General features: G+C 43.8%; 24 protein-coding genes. 13 read left to right on the top strand and 11 right to left on the bottom strand.

The annotated features are described in order from the left end of the window. Nucleotides 1-81 precede the first annotated feature (81 nt). Nucleotides 82-1,497, bottom strand: coding sequence for an MBL fold metallo-hydrolase (locus tag VRU48_RS18505; protein WP_330109408.1), 1,416 nt, complete (start codon nucleotides 1,495-1,497; stop codon nucleotides 82-84). Between the two features lie 2 nt (nucleotides 1,498-1,499). Beyond that, nucleotides 1,500-2,081 carry a methyltransferase domain-containing protein gene (locus VRU48_RS18500; RefSeq protein WP_330109407.1) on the bottom strand — a complete coding sequence of 194 codons (582 nt, stop codon included), beginning with the start codon at nucleotides 2,079-2,081 and terminating at the stop codon, nucleotides 1,500-1,502. A 50-nt stretch (nucleotides 2,082-2,131) separates the two neighbouring features. Here VRU48_RS18500 and VRU48_RS18495 point away from each other — a divergent pair, with 50 nt between their 5' ends. After that, a complete protein-coding gene (locus VRU48_RS18495; protein ID WP_330109406.1) occupies nucleotides 2,132-2,362 on the top strand; it encodes a (4Fe-4S)-binding protein in 231 nt (76 codons plus the stop codon). Here the strand turns inward: VRU48_RS18495 and VRU48_RS18490 are convergent. The 5 genes from VRU48_RS18490 to VRU48_RS18470 form a co-directional block, all read right to left on the bottom strand. Further along, nucleotides 2,359-3,381 carry an asparaginase gene (locus VRU48_RS18490; RefSeq protein WP_330109405.1) on the bottom strand — a complete coding sequence of 341 codons (1,023 nt, stop codon included), beginning with the start codon at nucleotides 3,379-3,381 and terminating at the stop codon, nucleotides 2,359-2,361. The two genes, VRU48_RS18495 and VRU48_RS18490, sit on opposite strands and share 4 nt — an antisense overlap. Nucleotides 3,382-3,615: 234 nt before the next feature. Continuing rightward, a complete protein-coding gene (locus VRU48_RS18485) occupies nucleotides 3,616-4,383 on the bottom strand; it encodes a TatD family hydrolase (RefSeq protein ID WP_330109525.1) in 768 nt (255 codons plus the stop codon). A gap of 105 nt (nucleotides 4,384-4,488) precedes the next feature. Beyond that, nucleotides 4,489-5,484 (bottom strand): FKBP-type peptidyl-prolyl cis-trans isomerase, encoded by a 996-nt coding sequence (locus VRU48_RS18480; RefSeq protein ID WP_330109404.1) that lies wholly within the window; start codon nucleotides 5,482-5,484, stop codon nucleotides 4,489-4,491. Nucleotides 5,485-5,514: 30 nt separating this feature from the next. Then, nucleotides 5,515-6,525 (bottom strand): DHH family phosphoesterase, encoded by a 1,011-nt coding sequence (locus VRU48_RS18475; RefSeq protein WP_330109403.1) that lies wholly within the window; start codon nucleotides 6,523-6,525, stop codon nucleotides 5,515-5,517. 161 nt (nucleotides 6,526-6,686) lie between these two features. Then, on the bottom strand, nucleotides 6,687-9,104 hold the full coding sequence (locus tag VRU48_RS18470) for a TonB-dependent receptor (protein WP_330109402.1): 2,418 nt from the start codon (nucleotides 9,102-9,104) through the stop codon (nucleotides 6,687-6,689). 181 nt (nucleotides 9,105-9,285) lie between these two features. Here VRU48_RS18470 and VRU48_RS18465 point away from each other — a divergent pair, with 181 nt between their 5' ends. The 3 genes from VRU48_RS18465 (at nucleotide 9,286) to VRU48_RS18455 (ending at nucleotide 10,756) form a co-directional block, all read left to right on the top strand. Further along, nucleotides 9,286-9,705 (top strand): nucleoside-diphosphate kinase, encoded by a 420-nt coding sequence (locus VRU48_RS18465; protein WP_330109401.1) that lies wholly within the window; start codon nucleotides 9,286-9,288, stop codon nucleotides 9,703-9,705. A gap of 108 nt (nucleotides 9,706-9,813) precedes the next feature. Beyond that, nucleotides 9,814-10,536 (top strand): BamJ family beta-barrel-assembly machinery protein, encoded by a 723-nt coding sequence (gene bamJ / locus VRU48_RS18460; RefSeq protein ID WP_330109400.1) that lies wholly within the window; start codon nucleotides 9,814-9,816, stop codon nucleotides 10,534-10,536. Between the two features lie 46 nt (nucleotides 10,537-10,582). Next, a complete protein-coding gene (locus tag VRU48_RS18455) occupies nucleotides 10,583-10,756 on the top strand; it encodes a hypothetical protein (RefSeq protein ID WP_330109399.1) in 174 nt (57 codons plus the stop codon). A gap of 39 nt (nucleotides 10,757-10,795) precedes the next feature. Here the strand turns inward: VRU48_RS18455 and VRU48_RS18450 are convergent, their stop codons facing one another. Further along, nucleotides 10,796-11,086, bottom strand: coding sequence for a DciA family protein (locus VRU48_RS18450; RefSeq protein WP_199136713.1), 291 nt, complete (start codon nucleotides 11,084-11,086; stop codon nucleotides 10,796-10,798). Beyond that, nucleotides 11,079-12,182 carry a DNA replication/repair protein RecF gene (gene recF, locus VRU48_RS18445; protein ID WP_330109398.1) on the bottom strand — a complete coding sequence of 368 codons (1,104 nt, stop codon included), beginning with the start codon at nucleotides 12,180-12,182 and terminating at the stop codon, nucleotides 11,079-11,081. The genes VRU48_RS18450 and recF overlap by 8 nt, the downstream gene beginning before the upstream one ends. Before the next feature lie 294 nt (nucleotides 12,183-12,476). Here recF and VRU48_RS18440 point away from each other — a divergent pair, with 294 nt between their 5' ends. The 3 genes from VRU48_RS18440 (at nucleotide 12,477) to ytxJ (ending at nucleotide 14,831) form a co-directional block, all read left to right on the top strand. Continuing rightward, nucleotides 12,477-13,145 carry a tetratricopeptide repeat protein gene (locus VRU48_RS18440; protein WP_330109397.1) on the top strand — a complete coding sequence of 223 codons (669 nt, stop codon included), beginning with the start codon at nucleotides 12,477-12,479 and terminating at the stop codon, nucleotides 13,143-13,145. A 666-nt stretch (nucleotides 13,146-13,811) separates the two neighbouring features. Beyond that, a complete protein-coding gene (gene ribH, locus VRU48_RS18435) occupies nucleotides 13,812-14,303 on the top strand; it encodes a 6,7-dimethyl-8-ribityllumazine synthase (protein ID WP_330109396.1) in 492 nt (163 codons plus the stop codon). A 198-nt stretch (nucleotides 14,304-14,501) separates the two neighbouring features. Further along, nucleotides 14,502-14,831, top strand: a complete 330-nt coding sequence (gene ytxJ, locus VRU48_RS18430) for a bacillithiol system redox-active protein YtxJ (protein WP_330109395.1) — start codon at nucleotides 14,502-14,504, stop codon at nucleotides 14,829-14,831. A 153-nt stretch (nucleotides 14,832-14,984) separates the two neighbouring features. On the opposite strand, the gene VRU48_RS18425 is transcribed toward ytxJ, so the two are convergent. Continuing rightward, nucleotides 14,985-16,502, bottom strand: a complete 1,518-nt coding sequence (locus VRU48_RS18425; protein WP_330109394.1) for a malate:quinone oxidoreductase — start codon at nucleotides 16,500-16,502, stop codon at nucleotides 14,985-14,987. 280 nt (nucleotides 16,503-16,782) lie between these two features. Here VRU48_RS18425 and VRU48_RS18420 point away from each other — a divergent pair, with 280 nt between their 5' ends. The 4 genes from VRU48_RS18420 (at nucleotide 16,783) to VRU48_RS18405 (ending at nucleotide 19,826) form a co-directional block, all read left to right on the top strand. Continuing rightward, complete coding sequence (locus VRU48_RS18420; protein WP_330109393.1) at nucleotides 16,783-17,232, top strand: GNAT family N-acetyltransferase; 450 nt, start codon at nucleotides 16,783-16,785, stop codon at nucleotides 17,230-17,232. Nucleotides 17,233-17,480: 248 nt separating this feature from the next. After that, complete coding sequence (lipA, locus tag VRU48_RS18415) at nucleotides 17,481-18,362, top strand: lipoyl synthase (protein ID WP_330109392.1); 882 nt, start codon at nucleotides 17,481-17,483, stop codon at nucleotides 18,360-18,362. A 62-nt stretch (nucleotides 18,363-18,424) separates the two neighbouring features. Further along, nucleotides 18,425-18,976: an RNA polymerase sigma factor gene (locus VRU48_RS18410; protein WP_330109391.1), complete on the top strand. Its 552-nt coding sequence runs from the start codon at nucleotides 18,425-18,427 to the stop codon at nucleotides 18,974-18,976. A gap of 7 nt (nucleotides 18,977-18,983) precedes the next feature. Next, a complete protein-coding gene (locus VRU48_RS18405; RefSeq protein ID WP_330109390.1) occupies nucleotides 18,984-19,826 on the top strand; it encodes an anti-sigma factor in 843 nt (280 codons plus the stop codon). Here VRU48_RS18405 and VRU48_RS18400 read toward each other — a convergent pair. After that, entirely contained in the window at nucleotides 19,819-21,318 is a 1,500-nt protein-coding gene (locus tag VRU48_RS18400; protein ID WP_330109389.1) for an NAD(P)H-hydrate dehydratase, read from the bottom strand. The two genes, VRU48_RS18405 and VRU48_RS18400, sit on opposite strands and share 8 nt — an antisense overlap. A gap of 164 nt (nucleotides 21,319-21,482) precedes the next feature. Between VRU48_RS18400 and yiaA the strand changes: the two genes are divergently transcribed. Next, nucleotides 21,483-21,890, top strand: coding sequence for an inner membrane protein YiaA (yiaA, locus tag VRU48_RS18395; protein ID WP_330109388.1), 408 nt, complete (start codon nucleotides 21,483-21,485; stop codon nucleotides 21,888-21,890). Between the two features lie 147 nt (nucleotides 21,891-22,037). Further along, nucleotides 22,038-23,261: a glycoside hydrolase family 5 protein gene (locus tag VRU48_RS18390; protein ID WP_330109387.1), complete on the top strand. Its 1,224-nt coding sequence runs from the start codon at nucleotides 22,038-22,040 to the stop codon at nucleotides 23,259-23,261. Nucleotides 23,262-23,359 lie beyond the last annotated feature (98 nt).

Below are 23,359 nucleotides of genomic sequence, written 5' to 3'. Positions count from 1 at the left end.
CTTATACAGACGAATCTAGAAGGCAAAATCTTAACCCCCTAGATTCATCTTGCTCATAAAATTCAATTTGCTCGTTTTCAACTAGGCTTTCATGGCCTTGCTTGGGCAGGCAAAATCAGTACGTTTAAGGCTGGTGTTTTTGATGGCTCCATAGCCTCCGGCTACATCAATTACCTTTTCTACGCCACGCGCCTTTAAAATAGAAGCGGCAATCATGGAGCGATAGCCACCGGCACAGTGGATATAGTAGGTTTCGTTGGGGTTGATTTCTGCCGTCCAGTCGTTAATGTAATCCAGCGGACGGGTTAGCGTGGCTTCCAAGTGCTCGGCTTCATACTCGCCAGGCTTGCGCACGTCTAAAGCATTTACCTCAGGGTTGCCGTTAATAACACTTTCAAATTCGGCAGCGCTGATCGATTGGATTTGATCGGTTTCTTTGCCAGCCGCTTTCCAGGCTTTGATGCCGCCTTCCAGGTAGCCAATGGTATTATCGTAGCCTACCCTGGCCAAACGGGTAATGGCTTCTTCGGCTTTGCCCTCGTCGGTAACCAACAGCAGTTCTTGTTTCAAATCTGTAATCAGTGCGCCAACCCAAGGAGCAAACTGGCCATTTAAGCCAATATTTACCGAATTGGGAATAAAGCCTTGGGCAAAAACCTGCGGATCTCTGGTATCCAAAATCAAGGCGCCCGTTTGGTTGGCCATTTCTTCGAACTCGGCTGGTGCCAAAGCAATGAGGCCCTTTTCAAATACTTCGTCTATGCTTTCGTAGCCGCCTTTGTTCATGGCCGCATTTTTGGCAAAATATTGTGGCGGAGGCAAAATACCTGCTGTTACTTCCTCGATAAACTGTTCTTTCGAGCTAGCTTTCAAAGCGTAATTCACTTCTTTTTGATGGCCCAGGGTATCAAAGGTTTCCTTGCTCATGTTTTTGCCACAGGCAGAACCTGCGCCGTGGGCCGGATAAACAATCACATCATCGGCCAGCACCATGATCTTGTTGTGCAGCGAATCGTAAAGCGTGGCGGCCATATCTTCCATGGTCAAAGTGCCTTTCTGTGCCAGATCTGGTCTACCCACATCGCCGATAAACAAGGTATCGCCGGTAAAAATGCAATAGTCTTTGCCATGGGCATCGGTTAGCAAATAGGTGGTCGATTCGGGCGTATGCCCCGGCGTGTGCAGAACGGTAATAGTTAAATCGCCGATTTTAAATTGCTCACCATCTGTTGCGATATGCGATTCGAAATTGGTTTTTGCCGTTGGACCGTAAATAATCTGAGCGCCCGATTTCTCGGCCAAATCAACGTGGCCCGAAACAAAATCGGCATGAAAATGAGTTTCAAAAATATATTTGATGGTAGCGCCATGCTGAGCGGCCTTTTTGAGATAGGGTTCTACCTCGCGCAAGGGATCAATAATGGCAGCTTCGCCTTTGCTTTCAATATAATAAGCCGCTTCGGCTAAACATCCCGTATAAATTTGCTCAATCTTCATCGCTATTTTTTTATAAAATTAATAAAAACCTCGGCGTTTTGCCTTGGCTTTATAGAATTATACGCCTTTTCCAGTTTTCGCAAGTCGAATTTTCCCTTAAACAACTCCTCATATTCGGCTATTGAACCTCCAAAAGGCGGTCCATCGGCTTCAAACTGCTTATCGAACAGCAAACCAACTAATTTTCCTTGAGGTTTCAATAATTCGGCCACTTTGTTTACATAAGTTTTACGCTGTTCTGGACGAATGGCACAGAAAAAAGTCTGTTCCAAAATCAAATCAAAACTGCCTTCCAAGCTGAAGAAATCGGCTTTCAGTATCTTGATGGGCCTATGTTCAAATTGTTGCTGCAACTGGGCAACCAGATTTTCGGCAATATCGATGATCGTAACCTGGGTAAAGCCATTGGCCAACAAATAACTTGCCTCGTACGCGCGGCCGCAACCGGGTATCAAAATAGACAGTTCTTTGTTTTCGAGCTGATCAATATAGGCTTGCAAAGGCGGGGCGCATTGGCCCAAATCCCAGCCCGTTTGGTGCTCGGCGTAGCGATTTTCCCAGTAGGTTTTGTCAGTAGCTTTCAACTTTTTGATTGCTTAAATTAAAATCTTATATTTAATTATCATTTTTTGCCATGAGAGATATTACCAAAAAATATACCAACGGAGAGGTCACCATTATTTGGCAACCTGCCAAGTGCATACATTCGGGCATTTGTTTTAAGGGATTGCCCCAAGTCTTCAATCCGAAAATAAAGCCCTGGATAGCACCTTTGGGCGCCACTACCCAAGAAATTATTGCGCAGGTAAAAAATTGCCCTTCTGGCGCACTCAGTTACACTTTGAATAGCGACACCAAAAGCTAATTGCCCACCGTCAATTCGCCGGCAATGGAAATTTCAAGCAGTTGTTTTACCTCGGCTGTGCCAAGTCCTTGCCCCATCAGGTACATCAATTTGGTTACGGCGGTTTCAAAAGTCATGTCGTACCCACTTACAATGCCCATTTGTTGCAACTTGCGACTGGTTTCGTACAAGCCCAGCTGTACCGAGCCTCCTTTGCATTGCGAAATGTCGACAATAATCTTATCGTTGGCAATGGCTTGCTGCAAGCAATCGATAAACCACGGCGCCGTGGTGGTATTGCCCGACCCGAATGCTTCGAGCACGATGGCATCAACCCCCGATTCGGTAATGGCCTTGACGGCTCTTTCGGTAATACCCGGATACATTTTCAATACGCCGATATTGGCATTGAATTCAGTATGGATCTGAAAAGGCTTGGTGGGCTCTGGCAAAATGTAATTGGGAAAGAAAGTAAGGTTTACCCCTGCTTCTGCCAGAATTGGGTAATTGGGCGACGAAAAGGCTTCAAACTTCTCCGAATTATATTTGATGGAACGATTGCCTCTAAACAGCTGGTAATCAAAATAAATACAAACCTCTGGCACCATGGGCTTGCCGTCTTTTTTGGTGGCGGCAATTTCCAAAGCGGTAATCAGGTTTTCTTTGGCATCTGTCCTGATTTCGCCAATAGGCAGCTGCGAACCCGTTAAAACAACAGGCTTGGCCAAATGCTGCAACATAAAACTTAACGCCGAAGCGGTAAAAGACATGGTGTCTGAGCCGTGCAGGATCACAAAGCCATCGAAGCGGTCATACTCATCCCTGATTAATTTGGCCAAGGAAGCCCAAATTTCGGGGTTCATGTTCGACGAATCCAAAATGGGATCGAAAGAATGTACCGACAGCTGATAATTTAAACGGGCCAGCTCAGGCACATTCTCCTGAATTTGCTGAAAATCGAAAGGAATAAGCGTACCTGTTTTGGCATCGTTTACCATACCGATGGTACCGCCGGTGTAGATGATGAGGATTTTGGTCATTCGGCTAGGTTAGCTATTTTACTCCTGCAAATTTGGAATGTTATTTCATTTTCCAAAGCCTTTTTGACGATTTGCGACTAACCTTTGTTTTTTAGTCATAAATTAGCAAATTTTAAATAAAATGCGCATTTAATTCAAAATACACAAAAAATCAAACGTAATCACATTACCTATTTGCAAAATTTATAAAAATTAGCTTGCTATCAGAACCAGTGAAATCCAGCCATATTCTGCCTAAATTCCAAAAATCTTTTGAGAATTTGCCGTAGTTGCTTCGGCTACTTCTTCTATGCTCAAACCATAAATATCGGCTACTTTTTGGGCAATATGTACCAGGTAGCTGCTTTCGTTGGGCTTTCCCCTGAACGGAACGGGAGCTAAATATGGCGAGTCGGTTTCAAGCACAATATGTTTGAGCGGAATTTGCTCCAGCACCAAATCCAGGCCCGCTTTCTTATAGGTAACCACGCCGCCAATGCCCAAGTAAAAACCCAAGGCAATAGCTTGTTCGGCCTGTGCCAAATTACCTGTAAAACAATGGAAAATACCACGTAGCTTTTCGTCTTTCATGGCTTCCAACACTTCAAAAACTTCGTCGAATGCCTCCCTGCAATGAATCACGATAGGCAAACCCAGTTCCTTAGCCCAATTAATCTGCCGCCTAAAAGCATCTTGTTGTATAGCCAAAGTGGTTTTGTCCCAATACAAATCAATACCAATTTCGCCAATGGCATAAATCTGCCGACCACTAATGCTTTTAAAAATAGTTTCCAGCTGGCTTTCGTAGCCTTCCTTTACATCGCAGGGATGCAAACCGGCCATGGCAAAACAATTTTCGGGATATTGCTCCACCAGTTCGTCTATCATGGCGATAGAGGCGACATCAACATTCGGCAAAAAAAGTCGCTTCACTTGGTTATCGAAACAGCGCTGCATCAGCTGTGCCCTTTTGGCCAGATCGGCTTCATAGTAAAGATGGGTATGGGTATCGGTTAACAACATATACAAAGGTAAGGGCATTTATCGGGCTTTCTGTCACCACAAAACCTGATTTTACAAAAAAGCCCCATCTTAATTAGACGGGGCTTTCAATTGCATCAATGATGCTTATTTTTTTGGCGCTGCGGCTACAGGCACTGGTGGTGCTGCTATAGGAGCTTTTCCTTTAATGATATCTACAATCTCGATATCGAAAGCCAATGGTGTATTTACACCGATACCTGCTTGCGGAATAGGCTGTTCGCCATAAGCCAACCTCGACGGAAGGATTACGGTAACTTTACCGCCTTTACCCACAAGGGTCAAAGCTTCGCTAAAGCCTGGGATTGAACCGCCTACAACCATTTTGGTTGGACCAAAAGTTCTGCCACCGGTTTGAAGCTTGGCTTCTTTGGCAATCTTCTCATCGCTCGAATCGAATACTTTATATTTGCCTTTGGCGTCTTTTTTAATCAAGCTGCCGGTATAGTTTACCATAAGCGTATCGCCAGTAACTGCTTTTTCTGCGGTACCTTCTTTTACCACTACATATTCGATACCACTTGGGGTAGTTTGGGTTTTAAGACCTTTATCGGCAATGTAAGCTTTGATTTTTGCAGGCTCGGCTTTTTTCATGTTATCCATGGTAGTTTGGTAATCCTTTTGGAAATACTCATTTGCTCTTTTATGGAATACCGAATCTGGCTCGTTTGCGTTTTTCTTGAATACTTTATGAATTTTAACGGTAAAAGTCATGTATTTATCGTTTTTGAACGGCTCTGGCTTAGGTTGTTTTTGGTAGAAAGCCATGGTATCCAAGTTCAATTTGAACGTAGCGCTATCGCCTTCGGCAAAAAGATAAAGTACATCGTTCATATCGCCGGCATAGCTTTTCTTGCCTACAGGGAAAACCTGAGGAATACCGTTTTCATAAGTGCTGAAGAAAACAGAATCTTTATCGTTTTTCTGAACGAAGTCCATTTTCACGATATCGCCTTCTTTGATTTTGTCTTTGCTATCAGAGTGGTGGATGGTATATAGCAAACCTCCTGGACCTTTTTTCTCTCTGTTACAAGCGGCTAGGCCTACGGTAGCTGCTAAAAGAATTACTAAACTTTTTTTCATTTTTTATTTATTGTTTTTTTTGTTCCTCAATTATTGTAATAGCTGTGTTTTATATTCTGGTAAAATCGATTTAAACTTCTCAACGGTTTGTGCCAGTCCCAATTCTGATACCCCGCCAGCCGCATTGCGATGTCCGCCTCCATCAAAGTATTTCTTACAAATTTCGTTCGCCGGAAAATCGCCGGTCGAGCGTAAAGATAGTTTAACTTTATCAGTTCTTTCAATAATAAAAGCAGCCAGTTTAATGCCGTTGATAGAAAGCGCATAATTGACAATGCCTTCGGTATCGCCGGTGGCAATCTGATAGGTTTTCAGCTCTTCGGCATTGACCGTAATGATGGCGGTATTGAACTCTCTTAAAATCTCCAACTTGTTAGACAGGCAGTGGCCTAGAAAACGTAAACGGTTTTCTGAGGCATTATCGTATACCAATTGATGGATGCGCCAGTGTTCGGCACCAAGGTCGATCAGGTCGGCTGCAATGCGATACACCGTAGAAGTAGCCGAAGGGAAGCGGAAAGAACCCGAATCGGTCATGATGCCGGTATACAAACAGGCGGCCACGTCTTTGTTGATCAGTTCGCCTTCGTTCAGTTCGTTCTTGATAAAATCGTAAACCAATTGGGCTGCTGCACAGGCATTAATGTTCCAATGGCGGTAATCGTCAAAATCTTCAGGGTCCAAGTGATGGTCTATCATCAGCTTCAGTCCTGGTGCCTTGCGGATATGTTCGCCCAGCTCGTTGATCCTGCTCAGCGTATTAAAGTCTAAACAGAAAATCAAGGCTGCCTCGTTAACCAGCTGTATCGATTTTTCCTGTGCTTCGGTATAGATTATCACGTTCGAATTATTCGGCATCCAGTGCAGAAAATCGGGATAATCGGTTGGCGTAATAACCTGAACGTGATGGCCTTTCTGAATTAAAAAGGCATACAGGCCCAAAGAAGACCCCATGGCATCGCCGTCTGGCTTATGATGCGTAGTGATGACGATCTTTTGTGGCGTAGCCAACAATGTTTTTAATTCGGAAATAGTTATCATAATTTTTTTCGCCTGCAAAACTAGTGATTTTAAGCATTAAAGTAATACGATATATTCACAATTCGGCAAGGACATACCTGCAATAAAAGAGATGCTTATCCTTTTTAAACAGAAAAACCAGTTATTCTGTTTAGAACAACTGGTTTTTGGCGTTTTACGTCCTAAAATCTGTAGCTCAACGTAGCTACAAACTGGCGTGGTGGTATCGGGTTTACACTATAGTTTTCGTGCACAAAATAATTGAGTTCGTTGGTGATATTAGAAAGCTTGGTGAGGATGGAGAACTTTGACCAGCTGTAGCCGGCCGAAAGGTCAACCGTGGTAAAAGCACCCAAAGGAATAATGCCCGATGAAGAATTGTTCTTGGTGGTGTTCCTGCCACCCAGCCTGTTGCCGGTATAATAGGCAGAAGCACCCAGCTTAAGACCTTTAGCGCCTCCATTTTGGAAGGTATAAAACAAAGAGGCATTGGCGGTATTTTTGGTCGTGCCCACCAAACGCTCGCCTTCTACAATGCCCGTAACCGGCAGGGTGCTGGTATACCTCATGTAATTATAGCTGTAGCCTGCCATAAAATTAAGTCCTTTAACAATGGTACCGGTCAGATCTACCTCTACCCCATCACTGGCAGTTGCGCCAGAAAATTCTTTGATGGTTGCATCGGCATTAGCCGCGCCATCGGCCTTAAACTGGGCCATCTGTGCAAATTTGTTGTTCTTGATTCTGTACCAGGTTACGTTGGCTGCCAATCGGCCATCCAGAAAATCGTTCTTTACGCCAACTTCGTATTGGTCAACAATAGAGGGATCGAGCGGCGCCAGGAAAATATCGGTTCCGGTATTCGAAATAAAGTTGTTTGCATAGCTTACATAAACCGATGTCGACTTGATTGGCTGATAAATCAAACCAAATTTTGGCGAAAATGCGTGCTCTATCTTAGACTTGTTCAGGCTGTTAACACTGATTGTTTTCGCACCGGTTTCTACATTGGTGGTTACGGTTCGCGGTGTTTTTTGAAAACTCCACCTTACGCCAGCCAGTACTTTAAACTGATCAGACAGCGCTACCAAATCCTGCACAAAGCTACCCATGCGAAACAAAGGCACTACCGTATTGGTCAGCAAATTGGTTTGTGGCATATCGGTACGCGCATTAATGGTTGATGGATCCAACAAATTCACATCGCCATAGCTATAGGTTGTTTTTTTGGGATTGCCGTCATAGTAAAAGGCTCCATTTGTGGTATTGGACTGATCGGCATCGGCACCAATAACCACCGTATGCTTTAGGCCAAATGTTTCGAATTTGCCGTTGAGGTTAAGCTGTTCGTTAAAGGTACGTTCGTTGATTCTTGAACGGGTAAGGTCGCGTTTGATGATACCCGATGCATTGCCAAAAGGACGTTCGGCCCCAAAGTAATTTCGGGTATAGCCTTGGTAGGAAGCAATGATGTTCAGTTTCCAATTTTCGTTAAACTGATGGTTGATGTTGGCCTGGGCACTGCCGGTATTTGTTTTGTTGTAGGCCCAAACCGTATTTACAAAAACGTTTCTTCCCAAGGGCGAAATCTGATTGCCCACGGTACCTATGCCAAAATCGGGCGTAAAATCGCTTTTGAGGTAATCGCCCTGCACCAAAACTTCGGTACGATCGCTTATTTTGTACAGCAAAGAAGGATTGATATAAATCCTTTTGGAATCTACGTGATCCCTAAAGCTACCGGCACTCTCATAGGTTCCAATCACCCTAAAAGCTAGCTTTTTTGATATTGGCCCATAAAAATCGGCAATAGGTTTATACAGGTCATAACTTCCGGCACGCATGGCGATTTCGCCCCCATATTCGAATTTGGGCTTTTTGGTAATCATGTTCACTACGGCACCGCCACTTACTCCTCCATAAAGCAAAGCTGCGCTTCCCTTTAATACTTCAACAGATTCTAAGGTACTCGCCTCCGGACTGCCACCAATAGTGGTACGGGCACCGTTTTTCAATACATTGTTGGCACCAAGGCTATAGCCCCTGGCAAAAAAGTTCTCTCCAACCGAGCCGCGGTTTGCGCCCAAGGCTACGCCGTTAACATTTTTCATAACATCGCCCAAACGGTTGATTTGCTGGTCTTCAATAACCTGCGTACCGATAACCTGAACGGCTTGGGGCAAATCTTTAGCCGGAATGGCCACCTTCCCTAGGTTTACCGCCTTGTTGTTAGGGCTTTTGTAATGTTCTATTTTAACTTCGTTCAGCTGTGTTGCCGATTCGGCAATCGAAAATTCCAGGCTAACCGTCGATTCGTTATCTACTGCAACCTGCTTTTCAATAGGTGCCAAACCTAAAGCCGATATTTTGAGTACATAGTTGCCCGTGGCTACGTTCTTAAAAACAAACTTCCCCTCTTGGTTGGTTTGTGTAAACCGTGTGGTGTTTTTTAACGTTACACTGATATGGCTTGCCGGTTTCCCGTCGCTGGTTTTAATGATCCCGCTAATGCTTCCCATTTTGTTTTGCGCAACGACGTTAGAGGACCCGCCTAATATTAAAAAGAGTAATGCTACCGTAGAAAGATAGATGTTTTTCATTTTATATTTATTTAGATTAATTATAAATTGTAACAAATATATAGCGAAAAACCAGCTTTTAAAATTTAATTTGAAACAAGGGGATTATCTGACTGATAGTTAGGCCAGAATTTATTGTCTAACTATTTTTGTTTCGGTTAGTAAACCGTATTTTTGCAAAAAATTTGAAATAAATATAAAAATGGCTACAAATAGAACATTTACAATGATTAAGCCTGATGCGGTAGCAAACGGGCATATCGGCGCAATCATTAACGATATTACCAATGCAGGATTTAAAATCATTGCCTTGAAATACACCAAATTGACTCCAGAATCAGCTGGCGAATTTTATGCCGTGCACAAAGCCCGTCCTTTCTACAATGACTTGGTAAGCTTCATGTCGTCAGGCCCTATCGTTGCCGCTATCTTGGAAAAAGACAATGCGATTGAAGATTTCAGAAACCTGATTGGTGCCACCAACCCTGCCGAAGCTGCAGAAGGAACCATCCGTCAGAAATACGCTAAATCTATCGATGCCAATGCTGTTCACGGTTCTGATTCGGACGAGAACGCACAAATCGAAGGCGATTTCTTCTTTACTGCTGCAGAGCGTTTCTAAGCAACACCAAGAAATTTTAGGAGTACGTCATCTGGACACAGGTTCTGGATGACGTATTTTTTTTGCAGGTATTTTTATTTTGTATCTTTCGGCCTTTAAAACTAATTAATGAAGAAAATATTTATAGCCGCTCTAGTCGCAACAGTTGGATTGAGCGCCAATGCCCAAACCAAGGGAAAAGCTGTACCGGCCAAAAAGCCTGCGGCAACTGTCAAGCCCATTGCCAAACCTACTTTTAAAACCAATATCGATTCGGCCAGTTATGCCTTGGGCCTCAATGTAGCCAACAACTTCAAGTCGGGCGGCGCAAGCAGCCTCAACTACGAATTGTTTAGCAAAGGGTTGAAGGATGCTTTTGCCAGTGCCAATCCATCGCTTACCGCAGAGCAATGCCAACAGGCCGTAGTCAGGTTTTTTGAAGAAGCCGGAAAAGAAAAATACGGTGCTACCATTAACGAAGGCAAAACTTTCTTTGCCAAAAACAAAACCAAAGCCGGTGTTCATACTACTGCCAGTGGTTTGCAATACGAGGTGATTACGCAAGGAACCGGCAGCAAGCCTAAAGCTACCGATAGGGTTACTGTTCATTATAAAGGCACTTTGCTAAACGGAACGCAATTCGACAGTTCTTACGACCGTGGAGAGCCTGCTACATTTGGCCTTAACCAAGTAATTTCTGGTTGGACCGAAGGCTTACAGTTGATGCCCGAAGGTTCGAAATTCCGTTTCTTTATTCCACAAAACCTGGCTTATGGTTCAAGGGCAACAGGTGGTATCCCTCCTTTCAGCGCCTTAATTTTTGAAGTGGAACTGATTAAAATCGAACAATAGGAAACTATTTTTGGCTTGTGCTGTTGTATAGAAAAATCAGCTCGCCATGAACAAATACATTCCTTTGGCCTTTATTGCACTCGCCTGCACAACGCTGAGCAGTTGCGAACTTGTAGAAGGCATATTCAAAGCCGGCGTTTGGACTGGCATCATCGTCGTTGTCATTGTGTTAGCCTTAATTATATGGCTCATATCCAAAATATTCGGCAATAAAGACTAAGCCTTAAATCCCGCAGGAAACTTCGGGATTTTTTTTGTGCTATAAGAAAACGATTTCGGTAATGACTTCCGCTCCGGCGCGTTCGTTCAGTTTTTGGATAATACCGGTGCGCACCAGCAGCAGTTCGTTTTTAATCACCGACGATTCGATTCGCACGAACAGCTTTCTTTGGCTCACATAAATCTGGGTCGTTCTATTGGCTACTGCCGTGCCCATCAGCTCGGGCCAATGCGCCACCACGCCAGTTTCGTCGTATTTGCCACGCAAACGGTAAACCGAAAGCATCTTGGTGAGCGCTTCCTTGAGGGTAATATCGTTGGGTTTACGCATGGCTGATGGTTCCGTTGGCTACTTCGAACAAAGTTACGTTAACATTAATGGCATTAAAAATAGAATTTACTCTTTCTTTGCTGGTATCGGTAATAAAGAGCTGGCCAAAATCGTGGTGCGAAACCATTTCCATGAGCTTATGCACCCTTAAATCGTCGAGCTTGTCGAAAATATCGTCTAAGAGCAACAAGGGCTTAAAGCCTTTCGATTTTTGCAGATAGCTGTACTGCGCTAGTTTCAAGGCAATAAGAAACGATTTTTGTTGTCCTTGCGATCCAAATTTCTTCAGCGGCATATCCCTAATGGCAAACAGCAGCTCGTCTTTATGGATGCCGGTGGTGGTTCGCTCAAGCAAACGGTCTTTTTCTATGGATTGAGCCAATAGCTGTTCAAAATCCTGCTCGTTCAGTTGCGACTGGTAAATCAGCGACACCTGTTCGGCATCGCCACTAATGTAGCTGTAGTGCTGGTTAAACAGCGGAATAAAATCGGCCAAAAACTGCTTGCGCTTTTCGAAGATCCTGGTACCCGACTGCACCAGTTGCTCGTTCAATATTTCGAGCAGGGCAACATCGAGTTTGCGGGTTGCGGCTACTTGCTTTAACAAGGCATTGCGGTTAAGCAGGTGTTTATTGTAAACGATCAGCTCGTCGAGGTAATCGGCATCGGTTTGCGAAATTACATTGTCTATAAACCTTCTCCGCTCCTCGCTGCCGTCCATCACCAGGTTAACATCGTAGGGCGAAATCATCACCAAGGGAAAAAGCCCGATATGATTGGCTAGTTTATCGTATTCTTTTTTGTTGCGCTTAAACTGTTTTTTCTGGTTGCGTTTGAGGCCACAGGTAATCTTTTCGTTCTTGTCTTTGCGGTCAAAATCGCCCTGCACCAAAAAAAGTTCTTCATCGGTTTTGATCTGCTGGCTGTCTATGGGATTAAAATAGCTTTTGCACAGGCAGAGGTAATGCACGGCATCGAGCAGGTTGGTTTTTCCGGCCCCATTGTTGCCCACAAAGGCATTTACGGTTTTAGAAAAACTAAGCTCGGCAGCAGCATAATTTTTAAAATTGAGCAGAGTAATATTTTTAAGCCACATATATATAATGCCAAAGTTACTTTTTTTAGCGGTGCTTATTGACTAAAGTTGGGTGTCTGTTTAAAATTTATGTAGCGAAAATATCCGACGTTTATTTTTGAGCAGAGCGAGGCTTGTTTTTGAAGAGAAAGCGACGTATCGAACCCCAAAAAACGTAACGAAGCTGCAGCCAAAAGGAAGCCTAAACAAATTGGCAGCTAAATTTTAAACAGGCTCTTTACTAAATAGTTAAAAAAGGGGTTGATACTTCCATTGAAAAATGTATTTTTGCAATCCTTAATTTTTTAAAATAAAATGTCTACAACAGAGAAAGAAACTAACCATCCTGTGAAAAAGGGTTCTTTTATACAAGAAAACACCAAAAGCTTGGCCTTTATTGCTGGCGCTATCGTCGTTTTAATTGGTATTTATTTTTGGTATCAAGGTGTTTACCTTAAAAACAGGGCAGAAAAAGCAGCTGGCGAGATGTTCAAAGCTGAGCAATATGTGGGCGTTGATTCGTTGGCAAACATTGCCATTAACGGCGAAGGTGGTTATCCAGGTTTGGAAAAAATCGCTGCAGAATACGAAAACACCAAATCGGCTAACTTGGCTAATCTTTATTTGGGTGGCATTTACCTGCGCAAAGGCGAATACAAAAAAGCGACCGAAGCATTGGGCAAATACACTGCTACCGGAAGTCCGGTTGCCGATCCGTTGGCATTAGGTCTTTTGGGCGATGCGTATAGCGAACTAAAAGATTTTAAACAAGCGGCTACTTACTACAAAAAAGCGGCTGATAAATCGGCGAACAAATTCACTTCGCCAATGTTCCTTAAAAAATTAGGATTGGTAAACGAGCAGCTGAAAGACTTTAAAGGTGCTGCAGAAGCTTACAACAAAATCAAATCTCAATTCCCTGACAGCCAAGAAGCAGCTATGATTGATGAGTATATCGCTCGTGCTGAGGCTCAAGCAAAATAATTTCCGTTAATTCGGTTTAAAAAGAGAATGTTCAAAAGGCATTCTCTTTTTTTATGCGTATTACTAAGGGTTGAATAGATTGTTTCTGTGTTTTTACCACCTAAGACGCCTGAGCTAAAACCTGCTTAATTCCAGCTTAATGCCATTATTTCATCACCTAAGATGCCTAAGCTCCAATTTATCCGATTTTATCTCAATGCCTTAATGGTTCAAAAAACCTAACCGCAATGAACGGAATATGCACAACTATTGAAATTCAATATGGTTGCTTCACCACCTAAGACACCTGAGCTACCACCTGCTTAATTCCAGCTTAATGCCTTAATGGTTTCAAAACCCTAACCGCAAGGAAGACAATATGCGCAACTGCTAAAATTCAATTACTATTTCACCACCTAAGACGCCTGAGCACGCTTAGCCACAACCTGCTTAATTCCAGCTTAATGCCTCAATGGCTCAAAAAACCTAACCGTAATGAGGGGGATATGCACATTTACTGAAAATCAACATTATTGCTTCACCACCTAAGACGCCTGAGCAACAATCTATCTAATGCCATCTTAATGCCTTAATGGTTCAAAAAACCTACTGTAGTTAACACCAAAAATTACAACATTCCAACTTTTCAGCCTTACAACATTGCAAGCATAATCCTATCTTTGTAGCATGGCAACACACCTCAAAAACCTATCGGATTTTTCCCATACCACCATTCCAGATGGTTCTGGTTTTAAAATCGCAATCGTAGTAGCAGAATGGAATGCTAAAATTACCGGTGCACTTTACCAGGGCGCTTACAATACGCTGATTAAACATGGCGTAAAAGAAGAAAACATTATCTCGGCGCCTGTTCCCGGCAGTTTTGAATTAACCGCAGCGGCAGAAATCCTATTGACCCAGCAAGTTGGGTTGCATGCCGTAATCTGTTTGGGTTGCGTGATCCAGGGCGACACCAAGCATTTCGACTTCATTTGCGAAGCCGTTGCCAATGGTATTACCAATGTAGGCATCAAACACAGCAAACCAGTTATTTTTGGCGTGTTAACCACCAACGACGAGCAACAGGCTATAGACAGGGCTGGAGGCAAACATGGCAACAAAGGCGATGAAGCCGCCATCACCGCTTTAAAAATGGCGCACTTTGCGGCAACAATTTAATTCGCTTGCTTGTTATTCACAAAAATTTGTAATTTAGAGCTTTAATCAGGAAATTCTTAAATAAAAAGTCGATGAAAAAAGTAGCTATTCTTCTATTATTCTTGTTCTGCGCAATTGCCATATTAGAATCTTGCTCTTCTCGTCTTTGTCCTGCCTACAGCTCTTATCCGGAAGGAAAAAGAAGGAGAGGATAGAAAAATGCAATGGATAAATCTTAGTGATCCGGCACAAATCAACGACATCAAAAACGCCACAGGCTACAGTGTAATTTTTAAGCACAGTACCCGTTGCTCCATCAGTTTAATGGCCAAAAGAAGTTTTGAATACGACTGGGAGGCCATACCCGAAAATACCCCGCTTTATTTTTTAGACCTGATTAGCCATAGGGATATTTCTGCCCTTATTGCCGAAACTTTTCAGGTTCACCACGAATCGCCACAGGCCTTACTGATCAAAGATGGCGAATGTATTTTGGATTCTTCGCACAGCGACATTTCTGTAGCTGAAATTGTAGAAACGATTATTTAACACTTGCGAAGTTTAACTTTTAATTACCTTATTTTCAATGGTAAAGTTGAGGGCTACGCCGTTTGAAAACTTCGCAAGTGTTTTTCGCCAAACTTCGCAAGCAAGATCTATTTAAATAAGCTTAGGCCACCCACCTTCCAGACTTCTACCTCACTAGCCCTCTACCAAGCTATTAAGCTTCAGCGTTGCAGAAGTATGTTGCCTGGTTTCTTGGCAAAGCGCCTCGTCGTCGGCTAGTTTCTGACCATAGGTCGGGATAATCTGTTTGATTTTAGAAAGCCATTTGGCACTTTGCATTTCTTTTTTGAAACAACGTCCCAATAAATCGAGCATAATGGAAACCGCAGTCGAAGCACCAGGAGAAGCCCCCAGCAAAGCTGCAATCGAACCATCGGCAGCGCTTACCACTTCGGTACCAAACTCTAAAATACCACCTTCTTTTTCGTCTTTTTTAATCACCTGTACACGCTGACCAGCAGTTTCCAGTTCCCAATCTTTCATATCGGCATTGGGCAGGTATTCTCTCAAAGCCACCATCCTATCTTCAGGCGATTGGCGCACCTGCTCGATGAGGTATTTGGTGAGGTCTAAGTTGTGCAGACCAGCAGAAATCATCGGACGGATATTGTTGAATTTAATGGATAAAGGCAGGTCTAAAAACGATCCATGCTTTAAAAACTTGGTCGAGAAACCTGCATAAGGTCCAAAAAGAAGTGCTTGTTTACCGTTAATCATACGGGTATCCAAATGCGGCACCGACATCGGCGGCGCACCAACCGCAGCCTTGCCATAAACTTTGGCATGATGGCGGGCAATTACTTCTTCGTTGGTACATTTTAGCCATTGGCCGCTTACCGGAAACCCACCAAAGCCTTTTCCTTCGGGGATATCGGATTTTTCCAGCAAGGGCAGCGAGCCACCTCCAGCACCAATAAATACGAATTTGGCTACACGCTTGCGTTTTTTGCCATTGTCAAGGTCTTTTACTTTGACCTCCCAGGCACCATCGGCAGTTTTGTCGAGTTCGCGGATCTCATGATCGAAAAACAGGCTTACATTTTCTTGTTTGCCCAAGTAGCTGAACATTTCGCGGGTTAACGATCCAAAGTTCACGTCGGTGCCCAAATCCATTTTAGTTGCCGCTACTTTTTCGTTGCTGTCGCGACCTTCCATAATCAATGGCACCCATTCTTTTAGGGTAGTTGGGTTTTCGGTGTATTCCATATCCTCGAACAGGTTGCATTTACGCAGTTCCTCGTAACGGGTTTTCAGGAATTTGATATTTTCTTCGCCCCAAACAAAGCTCAGGTGCGGAATATTTCGAATAAAGGTATGTGGATCAGAAAGAATGTTTTTCTCTACCAGGTAAGTCCAGAACTGTTTAGAAACCTCAAAAGATTCGGCAATCTGAACCGCTTTTTTGGTATCAACAGAACCATCAGGCTTTTGGGGCGTATAATTCAGCTCGCAAAACGCCGAGTGGCCCGTACCTGCGTTATTCCAGGCATCCGAACTTTCGGCAGCGGCAATATCCAAGCGCTCATAAATCTCGATGCTCAGGCTTGGTTCCAGCTCTTTTAACAACATACCCAGTGTGGCGCTCATAATGCCAGCACCAATCAGAATCACATCTGCGTCGGTTTCAGCAACCGTCTTTCTTTTTCTGCTCATTTTACAACCAAATAAAATCTGTTAGTTACCTAGCACAATCGATGCCAAATAATTGCTTAACAGTCATGTTAGTCTAATTAAATCAATTTGCGTTCAACAACAGGATGGCCTACGTTAAAACATAGACGGGTTTCCATCAGCCATGAAAGGCCAAACAGACATTTTCTTTGGTTAGTGCACAAATTTAAGCTTTATAAATTTAAATTTGAGCGATAATGAGCAGATTTTGAGGCAACAATGACGATTTTTTAATCTTTTTACTCCCAAAAACACAAATACAGTGAAAATCAGCATCCAAAAGCTCGACACAATAAACGAAACCGAGGCCCAACAGCTTTGCGAGTTGACCACCCAATTAGGCTATACCAACGAACCAACGGCCTTTGCTAAGCGATTGCAACATTTGATCAACAGCAAAGCAGACTGCATTTTTATAGCACTCGCCGACGACAAAATTGTAGGCTGGATCCATGGCGCTTACCAACTTACGCTAGAGAGCCCTCCTTTTGTCGAGATCTTAGGCTTGGTGGTAGATGCCGATTTCAGGGGGCAACAAATAGGTAAAAGACTGGTCGATGCAGTCAAAATTTGGAGCCAAGCATTTGAAGTAGAGAAAATAAGAGTAAGGTGCAACATCATAAGATTAGCAAGCCATGAGTTTTACAAGCGACTAGGCTTTGAAGAGAACAAACGGCAGGCGGTGTTCGATTGGAAGTTTGTTAGGCGATAGCCTGTAGTCCATGGTTAATAGTAGATAGTCCGTAGTTTGAAGCCACAGTTTAACAATTCCTCAATACAACAATTGAAACAGTGTATTAGTCGATAGTCTGTAGTCCATAGTCTGAAGCCAACAATTTAACAATTCTTCAATCCAACAATTAAAACAATACAACCGTCCCCAACCATCAACCTATATATTTACAACATTCAAACATTTCGGTTTTCCAACTTGTCAATCCTATTGCTTAACTTTGTACTATGATTGAACTTCCTGTGGTTCCGGCTGTAACCCAAGCCCCTCGCAAACCCGACTGGTTAAGAGTAAAATTACCCGTTGGCAAAGAATATGCACAAGTGCGCAGTTTAGTTGACACGCATAAGTTGCATACCATTTGCGAGAGCGGCAATTGCCCCAACATGGGCGAGTGCTGGGGTGCCGGCACGGCAACTTTTATGATTTTGGGCAACATTTGTACACGCTCTTGTTCTTTTTGTGCAGTAGCCACAGGCCGCCCTTTGGCGGTTGATACCGACGAGCCTGCCCGTGTAGCCAATTCGGTAAAGCTGATGCAGGTAAAACACTGCGTAATTACCTCGGTTGACCGCGACGACCTTAAAGATGGCGGTTCGATCATTTGGGCCGAAACGTTACAGGCCATCAGACGTGAAAGTCCAGAAACGACTTTAGAAACCTTGATTCCCGATTTTAAGGGCCAATGGGATAACCTTTACCGCGTATTGGAGGAAAGACCCGAAGTCGTATCGCACAACATGGAAACCGTAAGGCGCCTAACCCGTCAGGTACGCATCCAAGCCAAATACGACAGAAGTTTAGAAGCTTTGAAACGCATTTCTGAATTTGGTCTTCGAACCAAAACCGGAATCATGCTTGGCCTCGGCGAAACCGAAGAAGATGTGCTAGAAGCCATGGACGATTTGGTAGCGAACGGCGTGCATATCCTTACCCTAGGCCAATACCTGCAGCCAACCCGTGCCCACCATCCGGTAGTAGACTGGATCCATCCCGATCAGTTTGCCAAGTACAAGGAAATTGGTTTGGCCAAAGGCTTAAAATATGTAGAAAGCGGTCCGTTGGTACGTTCTTCTTACCACGCAGAAAAACACCTTTTCGATTTTTAGTCAGAAACCAGCGCAAACATTTTTTGCTGTTGCTTGTTGTAGTATTCTGTATATTAGCACCATTGGCAACCTCAAAAAAAATAACGCTTTCTGAAGAAGAACTGGTCAGTGCCCTCCAAAGGCGCGATACCATAGCCATTAAAGCTTTGTACAGCATGTATGCCGGCGCTTTGCTTGGTGTAATTTCGCGCATTGTTCAGCCTGTTGAACTGGCCGAGGATCTCTTACAGGAAACTTTCGTTAAAATATGGAATTCGGCAGCAAGCTACGATTCCTCTAAGGGACGTTTGTTTACCTGGATGATGAATGTTGCCCGCAACCTGTCAATCGACAAGCTCCGTTCAAAGGATTTTAAGAATTCGAGCAAAAACCAAGAACTTGAAAATAACGTAGATTTCATTGACGAGCAAAAAAAGGTTAGCTTTAATGCCGATGTTCTCGGCTTAAAAGATATGGTTACGCAGCTTAAACCAGAATTTAAACAGGTACTGGACCTGGTTTATTTTGGGGGCTACACCCATGCCGAAGCAGCCGAAGAATTAAATTTGCCTTTGGGAACCGTCAAAACGCGGGTTCGGATGGCTATTTTGGAGTTGAGGAAAAATTTTAATTGAGGTGGAAGTGGAAGATGTAAAGTCATATATCGAATCGGGCATACTTGAGCTTTACGTTCTGGAGCAATTGAGCGCGCAGGAACGTAAGGAAGTGGAAGCCATGGCCCAAAAACATCCCGAAGTAAAAGCAGAAATTTTAGCCATAGAATTGGCGTTGGAAAGCTATGCTCTCGAAAATGCCGTTGCACCATCAGCCTCACTGGAAAATAAGATATCAGACAGCCTTGAAAATACCCAAACCGCCGCCACTGTTGCCAACGAACCCAAAATTATTCCTTTGCAGCCAAATCCTACCGACAACAGGGTTAGGGCTTTAAGAATTGCGCTAGTAGCCTGCATTGCCCTATTGGTGGTGAGTGTGGCTACTTTGTTTTCGCTATACAACCAACTGAATACGGCGCACGACCAGATTGCCAACCTGAACGCCAGCAAAGAAAGCTTTGCGGCCACTGTTTCGAAACTTGAATTTGAAAAGGCGGGCATGAAAAACCGTATCGCCATGACCGAAACCAAAGACTGGACTACCATAAAATTGGCCGGTGTTAAAAATTCGCCTGAAGCAAACATGCTGGTTTATTGGAACAAGAACGACAAAAGCATCTTGATCAACTACGCAGCCATGCAATTGCCTAAAACAGATCAAACACACGAATACCAATTATGGGCTTTGGTTGATGGCAAACCCATAAGCCTGGGCGTATTCGGCTCTGACGAAACGGCTAAAGAAGCGGTAAAACAGATGGAAACCATTGCCAAAGCCCAAGCTTTTGCAGTAACCATAGAACCAATGGGTGGCAGCCAAAACCCGACCATGGATAAAATGGTGGTGATGGGCGAAACCTCTATTTAATCTCTTTTAAAATTTTCTGGAGTGTTTTGGGAATTTGCAAGGCCAATTGCGAGGCACTTACAACCGCTCTTTTTTTAGCCAACTCATCGCCTGTTGCTCCATGCAGGTAAACACCCAGCACCGCGGCATCGGCAACTGTATACCCCTGCGCCAAAAGTGCCGTCAATATCCCAGTCAGTACATCGCCCATTCCTCCCGATGCCATGGCAGGATTTCCGGTTGGGTTGATATGGATTTCGCCATCTGGCAAACAAACAAAGGTATATTGGTTCTTCAACACGATTACGATTTTTCGTTGTTGAGCCTCCTCACTTGCCGTAGCTACCCTGCTCCACCAATTTTCGTGCGGACCAAACAAGCGGTCAAACTCTTTCAAATGTGGCGTTAAGATACTTCCCGGAGCCAATTCGGCCAATATATCTTGTCTTTTGGCCAATAGATTCAAGGCATCGGCATCAATCACCAATGGTCGTTTTAAACCAATAATTTGTTCTAAAAGCCTTTCGTTCTCTGTTTCCATCCCCAAACCCGGTCCAATGGCAATGGCATTAAATTGATCGAAAACATCAATGCTTAAATCGACTGTTCTGGGTAAAGCCATCACTTCTGGCAGGGCCGTGTTCAAGGCTATTAATCCGCTTTGGGGCAAGCATACCGTAGTTAAACCTGCACCTGTATGCAGACTGGCCCTAGCGGCCAACAGCGCCGCCCCCATGGTGGTTTCGTTTCCGGCTATTAGAAGCGCATGTCCGTAGGTTCCTTTGTGGCTAAAATTTTTTCGAGGTACAAGCAGTCTTGCCACATCAGCCGGTTCGGTCAACTTCCATCGGCTTGACTGCGACGCTATAAAATCTTGGTCTAAACCAATATCAACTACCTTAAACCGCGCTAATGCCTGTACCGATTCGGGGAAGAAAAAGTTAAGCTTAGGCTGTTGAAACGCAATGGCCAGTTCGGCTTTAACGCCATTGTAGTGGCTAAGTTGGCCTTCGGCGTAAAAGCCTGTCGGCACATCCACAGCAATCACCTTGCGGTTTAATTCGCTAACCAGTGTTGCCAGGGCCAAAAAATCGCCAGTCAAGGGTTTGTTTAGTCCCGAGCCTAAAATGGCATCTACAATTACCGTAGCTTCCGATTTTCTAAGTCTTGCTACTTCATCTAATGGTGTAACGGCAATCTTGGCTTCCTTTAACCGTGCCAGATTTATCAGGTAATCATCGCTTTGCTTAGCCGAAAAACTGGCCAGAAAAACCTCGCAGTTGCTGTAACCCTCATGGGCCAGCAGGCGCGCTATGGCCAAGCCATCGCCTCCGTTGTTGCCCGGTCCGCAAACGATGGCTATTGAAGTGTCTTTTTCCGTCACCTCTTGCATAAACACCTGTACAAAGGCCTTTGCGGCACGTTCCATTAAATCGATAGAAGGAATAGCTTGTTGCTTGATGGTATAGGCATCGGCTTCGCGCATTTGGGCAGCAGACAGGAGATTTTTCATTGACCTTAAGTTAGCGATTTTAGTCTAGAGTTGAAAGTCCCTGGTCAATGGTCTACGATCCATGGATGATGGTCTATGAGCTATCGGCCTCAAAAAAAATGTAACATTCTGCTCCCACCGACGTCTTTATATCGATAATTGAATCGTAACCAAATTAAAAACAGATGAATCAAAAACCATCGAACGCGTTCATAGCAGCCGCATGGATCGCACTTGGAATTGGCATGATTGGCTTTATCGTGGGGCTTTGGCGCTCCGATATGCTGTTAAACGAAAAAGGTTATTACTTTGCCGTATTAATGTTCGGCCTGTTTGCCGTTATCTCGCTGCAAAAAGCGGTACGCGACAAACTGGAAGGCATTCCGGTTACCGAAATCTACTATGGCATCAGCTGGTTCTGCACCATCTTAACCATTACCTTGCTAATTATTGGCTTGTGGAATGCGGAACTGTTGCCTAGCGAAAAAGGTTTCTACGGCATATCCTTTATCCTGGCCCTGTTTGGCGCCATCGCTGTGCAAAAAAACACCAGAGACAGCCAAAACTTTAACAAAAGCCAATCCTTAAATTAGAAAATCATTAACCCTTACAGGCCACTTGCACCAAGCAGGTGGCTTTTTTGTGTACTTTATACACTATCTTACCAAAATTGTGACAATGGGAGCGTGATAAAATACGATGCTTTAGCTATTTTAGGAATAACTTATCCCATTTTTTATATGAAGTACCTAAAAATTTTACTCTTAGCCGTTACCCCGTTTTTCGTAGCCGCTCAAACCCCTAAATTCTTCGATGTTAAAGGCAAAAGCATCATCGATCTCAAAGGCCAGCGCATTGTGCTCAAAGGCACCAACTTGGGCAACTGGCTCATCCCCGAAGGTTACATGTTCAAATTCAAGGATGCCACTTCGCCACGGATGATCAACCAGGTTTTTACCGAACTGATCGGTCCCGATAAAACAGAGGTCTTTTGGAAAAAATACCTCGACAATTATGTAACCCAGGCCGATATCCGTTACCTGAAAAGCTCGGGTATGAACTCCATCCGAATCCCTTTTCATTACAAAATGTTCACTGCCGAAAGCTATTTGGGCAGCAACAACTCCAATCGTGGTTTCGAATTGATAGACAGGGTAATCAAATGGTGCAAATCCGAAAACCTGCCGGTAATTTTAGACATGCATTGCGCACCAGGCGGCCAAACCGGCGATAACATTGACGATGGCGACGGTTATCCATTCTTGTTCGAAAACGAAGCCAGTCAGCAGTTAACCGTTGATATTTGGACCAAAATTGCCAACCATTACAAAAACGAGCCCACCGTAATTGGCTACGATTTGCTGAACGAACCTATTGCCCATTACTTCGACACCAAAAAACTAAATCCATACCTAGAACCTCTCTACAAAAGAGTAACCGCAGCCGTAAGAAAGGTTGATAAAAACCACCTCATCTTTTTAGGCGGCGCCCAATGGGATTCGAATTTCAAGATATTTGGCCAACCCTTCGACAGCAAACTGGTTTATACTTTCCACAAATATTGGACAGCCACCACGCCAGATGTGGTTCAGGAATATGTAGATTTTAGCAACAAATACAACGTGCCGATCTACGTAGGCGAAACCGGCGAAAACAACGACAAATGGATTTTAGAATTCAGAACCTTGATGGAAAAACTGGACATCAGCTGGCATTTCTGGCCTTACAAAAAGATGAACAACAAATCGGGAATCGTTACCTTTCCGACCCCGGAAAACTGGGATTTGGTGGTTAAATATGCCGACCAGCCCAAATACAGCTTTGCCGATTTGAAAAAATATGCGCCTGCTGACAGAACAGTCATTGAAAATGCCTTGAACCAATTGTTAGAAAAGTGCAAATTTGAAAACTGCAGCACCAACGATGGCTATTTAAAAGGCTTGGGATTGAAGGAAGGGAAGTAAAGTTTTCAGTTGGCAGTTGGCAGTTGGCAGTTGGTTTAAACTATCAAAACCTGTTGTTGGTGAGGAACACCAACAAATGCCCCAATAGAATTGTTTTC

This window comes from Pedobacter albus (assembly GCF_036324255.1).
Classification (GTDB): Bacteria; Bacteroidota; Bacteroidia; order Sphingobacteriales; family Sphingobacteriaceae; genus Pedobacter; species Pedobacter albus.
The sequence above is the reverse complement of the archived record's forward strand: the minus strand, read 5'-3'. Positions and strand labels throughout refer to the sequence as shown.